Source organism: Nocardia sp. NPDC060220 (assembly GCF_042727815.1).
In the GTDB taxonomy this organism is placed as follows: Bacteria; Actinomycetota; Actinomycetes; order Mycobacteriales; family Mycobacteriaceae; genus Nocardia.
This window is the reverse complement of the sequence record NZ_JBHWZY010000266.1, coordinates 1-7,999: the sequence shown is the minus strand read 5'-3', so window position 1 is coordinate 7,999 and position 7,999 is coordinate 1. Positions and strand designations below refer to the sequence as shown.

Below are 7,999 nucleotides of genomic sequence, written 5' to 3'. Positions count from 1 at the left end.
CGACGAGCACCGAGATCTCGCCGAGGGTGTCCCAGGCGCGGATGTCGACCAGCAAGACGTTGACCGCGTTCTTGCCGCCGCCGATCCGATAGGCGGCATCGGGGATGGCGTCCCAGATCGGGTTACCGTGCTTGGCGGCGATGGCGAACGCGGCGAGTACGGGGACGGTGATGCCGACACCGACGGCCAGCAGTGCCCGGCGGAACTTGAACGCCGTGCCCTGGCTTTCGGCGATCTCCGCCGGGAAGGCGCGCAACACGAGCACGAAGACGACCAAAGTGAGTGTCTCGACCAGGAATTGGGTCAGTGCGAGATCGGGGGCGCCGTGCAGCGCGAAGATCACGCCGCAGCCGTAGCCCGTCACCCCGACGACGAGCACGCTGGCCAACCTGTTGCGCAAGACGGTGGCGGCCAGCGCCATCGCGATCATGATCGCGCCGATCGCCGCCTGCAACGGTGAATCCCACAGTCGCAGCTGCACTCCGGTCCGCGTGCCGATCGCGAGCATGACCGTCGGCAACACGATGAGCGTGCCGAGGATGGTGGCCTGGCTGGCGGGCAGTGAACCGGACTGCACGGTTCCGGTGATACGCAACGACAGTCGGTCCATCGCGCGCAGGGCCGCGTCGTAGTTGCGATCGGCGTTGCCGAGACGCGGGTGCGCGGGTTCGCCGATCCGGCCGCGGATCAGGAACAGGGCGATACCGGCCGCGACGATGACCACCGTCAGCGCGAGCGGTCCGGTGAAGCTGTGCCAGAGGGCGAGATGGGTGTCGAGCACGCCCGGCAGCGACTCGGCGTAGGGGCTCAACCATCGATCGACCGCCTGGGTGTCGAGACCGCCCGCCAGCCCGGCCACGGCGAGCACCGCGGGCGGACCGAGCAGCAATGGGCCGGGCGCGTGCCAGGTGACCGCGCGTTCGGGATTCGCGGTGACTCCGAAAGCGCCCCAGACGAATCGGATGCTGTAGGCCACGGTGAACGCCGACCCGACGGTGACCCCGGCCAGCAGGGCGAACCGCACCGGCGGACTCAGTATCTCGGCCGACCACAGCGCGCCGAGCGCCGACTCCTTGCCGACGAAACCGAGCAGCGGCGGCAGCCCGGCCATGCTGAGCGTGGCGAGTACCGCGATCGCGCACAGCACCGGCGCGCGCCGGCCGAGCCCGGACAGTCTGCGCAGATCCCGGGTCCCCGCGCCGTGATCGATGATGCCGACCACCATGAACAGGCACGCCTTGAACAGTCCGTGCGCCACCAGGAGAGCGAGCCCGGCCAGCGCCGCGTCGGGCGTGCCGATGCCCATCATCATGATCATCAGCCCCAGCTGGCTGACGGTGCCGAACGCCAGTACCAGCTTGAGATCGTGTACCTGGATCGCCCGCCACCCGGCCAGCAGCATGGTGACGATGCCGAGCGGCAGCAGCATCAGATGCCAGGGCGGGGTCTGCGCGAGCGCGGGCGCCAGCCGGGCCACCAGGTAGATACCGGCTTTCACCATCGCGGCGGCGTGTAGATACGCGCTCACCGGTGTCGGCGCCGCCATCGCACCGGGCAACCAGAAGTGCAGCGGCACGATCGCCGATTTACTGATCGCCCCGATCAGCACCAAACCGATCGCGACCGGCACCGCGCTCCCGGCCGGGACCGAGCTCGCCGCGAGCAGGTCCGAGAGCAGGAAACTGTCGTAGCGCAGCCCGAGGACGACGATGCCGACCAGCATCGCCAGCCCGCCCGCGCCGGTCACCAGCAGCGCCTGGATCGCGGCCCTTCGACTGACCGCGCGTTCGGCGTAGTGGCCGACGAGCAGGAACGACAGCACCGTCGTGATTTCCCAGAACACGTACAGCAGCAGCATGTTATCGCTGGTGACGAGCCCGAACATGGCACCGGCGAACCCGGTGAGCTCGGCCGCGAACACCCCGAGCCTGGCCTCGTCACGCTCGAAGTACCGCCCGCAGTACGCCAGGATCAGCGCGCCGACGCCGAGCACCAGCGTGCACATCACCGCGGACAGGGCATCGAAGCGCAGATCGATGTCCATCGAGATCTGCGGCGCCCATTGCACATGCGTGCGCACGGTGGTTCCCCAGTGCGCGATCACCCAGCCGAGGCTGCCCAGCGGTACCAGGGCGAGCAGGTAGAAAGCGTTGCGGCCGAGCACTCGTACACACAGCGGGGCCAGGAGGGCGGCCAGTGCGTGAACGAGCAGTACGGCTAGCAACTCCCCCTCCGTCGGGTAGGTAGCGGTCGAGTAGCGCGTCCCGATCCTACGGGCGCGGACGGGATGTTCGGCGGCACCGAGGTTGTCGCGTCGGCCATGTCGCGAGCGGTCCGGCTATGGCTGCGCCGCCCGTGGCTGCGCGGGTGGCCGGATCTGATACAGCACCGCGAGTCCGGCCGCGGCGCCGACGGTGATGGCCAGTGCCACCTGTCCCGGCACTCGATCGGCGACGGCGGTGCTGCCCGTCGGCCAGTGCCGCTGCCCGGTGGGAATCGACCACAGGATCGACGGCAGGTACAGCGCACCGAGCGCCAGCATCGCGCTCGGCAGGTAGCTGACCCGGATCGAGCCGATCGCGAAACCGGTGACACAGGTCAGCAGCACCACCCCGGCCGTCCACACGAATGCCCACGGAAGACGCTCGGCCACAATGGCGAAACCGCAGATCACGGCGACGCCGAGCAACACGCCCCACGGTGTCGCCCACCGCAGGCCCGCCAGGATGGCGACCACACCGACCACCAGGACGAGGACGAGATGCCAGCCGAGGCGGGGTGCGTCACTGAGTGAATCGGCCGCGGCGGCGACGCTCACGGCGATCAGCACACCGGTGCCGTCGCGGCCCGGCAGGAGCGCGGCGGCCACGAACGCCGCCACGAGGGTGACGATCACGGCGAGCGCGACCTGCCAGGAGTTTCCGCGGCGGCCGTCGAACTCGCGGCCCAGCCACTCGGTGGCGATCAGCAGCGACAGCGACAGCACGGTGGTGGCGATGATCGGGGCGATCGGCAGATCCGCCGCCATCCGCGGCACCGCGGGCAGCATGATGCCGTGCCGATGGCGCGCGGTGTTCACCGCCAGCAGCACGACGGCGGAGCCGATCAGCCAGAACGGGGTGTGCACGGCCTTGTCCGCCGTCGCCGCGGCGTTCGAGGTGAACACCGCCACGACTTCGCCGTAGACGAACACCACCAGGACCCCGAGCCCGAAACCGACCGCGGACCAGCGCATCCGCCACGCGCAGATGCACAGCGCCCCGAACAGCACACCGCCGCACAGCGAGTCGATGTAGTTCTGGGTGGTGAGTACGTCGGCGGAGGTCATCGCCTCGCCGATGAAGTAGTTGATCGCCAGCGCCGCCGCCCCGCCTGTCGCGGTGAGCCAGATCAGCCCCGGCCGGGTGATCGGCCTGGCCAGCACGGCGACGACGACAGCGACGATGAGACCGAGTGCGGCCGCGCGGGGAACGCTGTTGATCAGACTGGTGACGCGGTACGGCGAATCGATCGACGAATCGTCACCGAAGCTGAACGGCAGGAACAGCGACATCCCCGCGGCCGCGGCGCCGGCGAACGCCGTGACCACGTCCAGACCATCACCGATCTTGGGCACCGTGCCGACGTTACCGGCGACACATGCCCGCACCGGGGATGTCGCGGCCGGATCAGGGTGGCGAGTTCGGCCTCAAACCCTGCTCTCGGCATAGCGACGCAGCGATTCGACCTGCGCGGGGTCGAGGGACGGCCGCACGCTCGCGCGGGCGGTGGCCACGTCCTCGGCCGTGACGTCGGCGGCGGCCATATCGCGGCGCAGTGCCGAGAGCGCGGCCTCGCGCAGCAGGGCGGCGCAGTCGGCGGCCGAGTAGCCGTCGAGATCCTCTGCCAGCGCGGCCAGGTCGACATCCCGGGCCAGCGGTACCGAGCGTCCCGCCGTGCGCAGGATCTCGAGCCGGGCCGGGCCGTCCGGTGGCGGGACGAAGACGAGCCGGTCGAGTCGACCCGGCCGCAGCAGTGCGGGGTCGATCAGTTCGGGGCGGTTGGTCGCGCCGACCACCACCACATCACGCAGGGGTTCGACGCCGTCGAGTTCGGTGAGCAGCGCGGCGACCACCCGGTCCGACACCCCGGAGTCGCTGCTCTGGCCGCGTCGGGGGGCGAGCGCGTCCACCTCGTCGAGGAAGATCAGCGAGGGTGCCGAGTCGCGGGCCCGCTGGAACAACTCGCGCACCGCGCGTTCGGAGGAGCCGACCCACTTGTCCATCAGCTCAGCGCCTTTCACCGCGTGCACGCTGAGCTGGCCGGTCCCTGCCAGCGCCCGCACCAGGAACGTCTTGCCGCAGCCGGGTGGTCCGTAGAGCAGGACCCCGCGCGGCGGTTGGATGCCGAGGCGGGCGAAGGAGTCGGGGTGGCGCAGCGGCCACAGCACCGATTCGGTGAGTGCCTGTTTGGTTTCGATCATGTCGCCGACGTCGTCGAGGTCGAGCGAGCCGATCGCCAATTCCTCTGTGCCCGAACGGGACAGCGGGCGAATCACGTCGAGCGCGCCGATCAGATCGTCTTGGACGAGTTCGGGTTCGGTGTGCTCCCGGCTGGCCCGGGCTGCCGCGCGCACGGCTGCTTCCCGGCACAGCGCGGTCAGGTCGGCCACCACGAAACCCGGTGTGCGTGCGGCGATCACATCGAGGTCCAGTTTTCCCGCCGGCACCTTGCGCAGCAACTGTTCCAGCAGTGCCCGCCGGATCGCCGCGGTGGGCAGCGGCAACGCCAGTTCGCGATCACACAGATCCGGAGCGCGCAGACGCGAATCCACCTGTGTCGGATGGGCGGTGGTGGCCAGCAGGGCAACGCACGGTGCGCGCACCGCGGCCCGCAGCTGGTCGAGAACGAGGGTGGCGACCGGCTCGGCCTCGGCGGGCAGCAGCGCGTCGATATCGGTGATCAGCAGCACGCCGCCCTGCCCGGTGGCGACATCGGCCACCGCCTCGGCGACCTCACGCAGCCGGGTGCCGCTCTCGGTCGCGCCGACGCTCGGGCCGTCGAGCTCGACGATACGACGCGGTGCGACAACAGCTTTGGCGAAGGTGGCCTTGCCGACTCCGGCGGGTCCGGTGATGAGGACACCGAGATGCGCCGGTGCGCCGAGCGTCTTCAGCAACTCCGGCTCATCGAGCGCCAGGCTCAGCCATTCGGCCAGCTTGGCCGCCTGGCTCTGCACACCCGCCAGATCCTCGATCTGGACCGGTGTGCTCCCCGAACTCACCTTCACCGCGCCGGATCCCGGCTGATCCGGCTCCGAAAACCACTGCTGGCCCGGCGTGCTCGAAGGCTGGCGCACATCGCCGTCACGTTCCACCGTGTGCTGGATCGCTGCCGCACCCGCACCCCAGCCGACGGCCGAATTCGGTTGCACGCTCACCGGTCCCGGCATGGGCTCGATCGCCGTCACGGTGAGCAGTTCGGTGGTCCAGGCGATCCCGAAGGCACGCGAGAGCGCCTGGGTGGCCGCCGAGGAACTGATATCGGGTCCGAGATCGCGCGGCAGCAGCGACACCGTGTCACCGACGGTCACCACCTTGCCGAGCAGCGCCTGCCGCAGGGTGGCCGCCGGGATGCTGGCCACAGCGTGCGCCGAGCCGCTCAGCGAGATCTGTCTGGCGCCGAAGACTGTCACCGGGGCGACCGTCACCGCCGCGTTCTCCCGCAGTCCCACATTCGACAGCGTCACGTCATCGAGCAGCGCCACCCCCGGCGGACTGTCCGCGGGCGCCTTCGCCACCACCGCCGCGGTCCGGCGCGCGCCGATCAGCGCGATGCCGTCCCATTCGCGCAGGCCGAGCGCGGTGAGCGTCTCGGGGTGCAGGCGCACCACCCCGCGACGAGCGTCGGCTGCGGAGGGATTGAGCCGGGCGGTGAGCGAAAGTTCAGCCACCGCCCCATTCTGCCCTTCTCGCCGCGATCAGGAATCGATAGGCCGACGGCAAGGTCAGACGGCCATTCTGGCTGACATGACGAACTATCGCCGCCAGTCGGTACGCTGCACCGGACGCGCCGGAGGTGCCGGCGCCGCGATCTACCGGGGAAAGCAGCAGATGAACCGAATCTCCCTCGCCGTTCTGGCCGCCGGGGCACTGACCCTGACCTTGGTCGGGTGCGGGTCCGACGACTCCGCTGATGCGAGCGGGCTGCGCAAGGGCACGCCGAGCTCCAGCGCGTCCGCCACCGCCACCAAGGCGCCCACGTCGAGCGCGGCGCCGAGCTCGGCCGCGGCGGGCACCGACATCACTTGCACACAGTTCAAGACGCTCGACCCGGACGGCGAGAAGAAGGCCATCGATCAGATCCTCGCGGCACACCCCGGCGGTCCGTTCGAGGGCAGCCCCAACGTGGCGCTCAGCACTGTGAAGCTGGTCTGCCTCGTCCCGGCCAATGCCGACAAGCCGGTTGCCGACGCCGCCGGGATGAAGCCCTAGCCATCGCTCAGCCCAGCAGCGATTGCCAGTTCGCGGGGACCCGCGCGGCCGGTCCGGGGACCGACTGATCGGTGGGATGGCTGGTCGGCGCGGCGAGCTCGGGACCATCGCTGTACATCTCGCCGCTGGCGAAGTTGTAGAACCAGTCCTCGCCCGGTTCGTAGCTCTGCATGAACGGGTGCGCGGTGGCCTCGAAATGCTTCGTCGCGTGCTTGCTGGGAGAGCTGTCGCAGCAGCCGACATGCCCGCACTCGGCACAGCGGCGCAGATGCACCCACCAGCCGCCGCTCGCGTCGCATTCGACGCACCCGGCGCCACTGGGCGGCACGCTCGGATCGATCCCCGCTTCAGCCATCTAGACCTCCTGTAGTAGGTGTGCTGACATCCTCCGCCGCCGGGTGCAACGGCAGGCGGACGATGAAGCGCGTGTTGCCGGGTTCCGATTCCACCCGGATGTCACCGTTGTGCTTGTTCGCCACGATCCGGAACGAGATGTCGAGACCGAGACCGGTACCGTCGCCGACCGGTTTGGTGGTGAAGAACGGCTCGAAGATCCGGCCCCGCGCCTCGGGGGAATGCCCGGCCCGGTGTCCCCGATTTCGATCGCGGCGCAGTCGTTCTCCTTGAAGGTGCGGATCGTCAGGGTGCCCTCGCCGCCCATCGCGTAGACGGCGTTGTCGATCAGGTTGGTCCACACCTGGTTGAGTTCGGCGGCGAAGCAGGGGATCGGCGGCAGCGCGCGGTCGTAGTCCTTCACCACGCGGATGCCGTCACCGAGTTTGCGGTTGAGCATCACCAGGGTGGAATCGAGCAGTTCGTGCAGGTCGACGACCTGATAGGGCGCGCGATCCATCTGCGAATACTGTTTGGCCGCCCCGACGAGAGTGGAGATGCGGGTGGTCGAGTCGAAGATCTCGTTCATCAGCAACTCGGTCTCGATGGTGTAGTTCAGCCAGCGCACGGCGCCCTCGAACACCGGCGCCTGGCAGGCTTCCAAGGTCGCGTGCACACCCTCCAGCCAGTCGGTGTCCAGGCCCGCCTGCACGAAGGTGGGCGCCAGATTCCAGCCGTCGGCGATGCCGCGCTCTTCGAACCAGACGGCCAGCGCGTCCTCCCGATCGGCCGCTTCCAGTGGGCTGAGGTCGGGTGCCTTGGCGACCTGGTCGGCGGCCTGCTCCTGCATCTCGACGAGCTTGACCAGCGCGTCGGCCGGGAACTTGCCCTCGGCCATCATCTTCAGCTTGTGCCGCATCCCGGCGACGCGTTCGCGCAGGCCGGAGGTGGCGCGCACCGCGGCGGCGGCGGGATTGTTGAGTTCGTGGGTGAGCCCGGCCGACAGCGATCCCAGCGCGAGCAGCCGTTCGCGTTCGGCGATCCGCTGGTTCGACTTCTGCCCGCCGAAGAACGCGCCCTCGAGCAGGTGCACGGCCATCGGGAACCACTCGTGCATGATCCGGGAGAAATCGGCCGCGTCCATGACCAGGAACCGGGAGCGGCGCAGCACGTACATCGAGCCGTTGTAGTCC

Annotated in this window: 5 protein-coding genes and 1 pseudogene; 1 reads left to right on the top strand and 5 read right to left on the bottom strand. The window is 69.5% G+C overall.

Features of this window, described 5'->3' with window-relative positions; all coding sequences use genetic code 11:
- The 3 genes from ACFWF3_RS15885 to ACFWF3_RS15875 form a co-directional block, all read right to left on the bottom strand.
- Positions 1-2,224, bottom strand: a 2,224-nt coding sequence (locus ACFWF3_RS15885) for a Na+/H+ antiporter subunit A (protein WP_379314247.1), incomplete at its 3' end; no start/stop codon positions are given.
- Positions 2,225-2,338: 114 nt separating this feature from the next.
- Positions 2,339-3,616 (bottom strand): hypothetical protein, encoded by a 1,278-nt coding sequence (locus tag ACFWF3_RS15880; RefSeq protein WP_378991204.1) that lies wholly within the window; start codon positions 3,614-3,616, stop codon positions 2,339-2,341.
- Positions 3,617-3,688: 72 nt separating this feature from the next.
- Positions 3,689-5,932 carry an AAA family ATPase gene (locus ACFWF3_RS15875; protein ID WP_379314246.1) on the bottom strand — a complete coding sequence of 748 codons (2,244 nt, stop codon included), beginning with the start codon at positions 5,930-5,932 and terminating at the stop codon, positions 3,689-3,691.
- Positions 5,933-6,008: 76 nt separating this feature from the next.
- Here ACFWF3_RS15875 and ACFWF3_RS15870 point away from each other — a divergent pair, with 76 nt between their 5' ends.
- Positions 6,009-6,473 carry a hypothetical protein gene (locus ACFWF3_RS15870; protein WP_378991201.1) on the top strand — a complete coding sequence of 155 codons (465 nt, stop codon included), beginning with the start codon at positions 6,009-6,011 and terminating at the stop codon, positions 6,471-6,473.
- Positions 6,474-6,480: 7 nt separating this feature from the next.
- On the opposite strand, the gene ACFWF3_RS15865 is transcribed toward ACFWF3_RS15870, so the two are convergent.
- Together ACFWF3_RS15865 and ACFWF3_RS15860 are read right to left on the bottom strand one after the other, a co-directional pair.
- The gene (locus ACFWF3_RS15865; RefSeq protein ID WP_378633825.1) at positions 6,481-6,828 is read right to left on the bottom strand and encodes a UBP-type zinc finger domain-containing protein; all 348 of its coding nucleotides are present in this window, start codon (positions 6,826-6,828) and stop codon (positions 6,481-6,483) included.
- Positions 6,821-7,999: pseudogene (locus ACFWF3_RS15860) on the bottom strand (sensor histidine kinase); the annotation flags it as partial. The pseudogene ACFWF3_RS15860 and the gene ACFWF3_RS15865, both read right to left, overlap by 8 nt.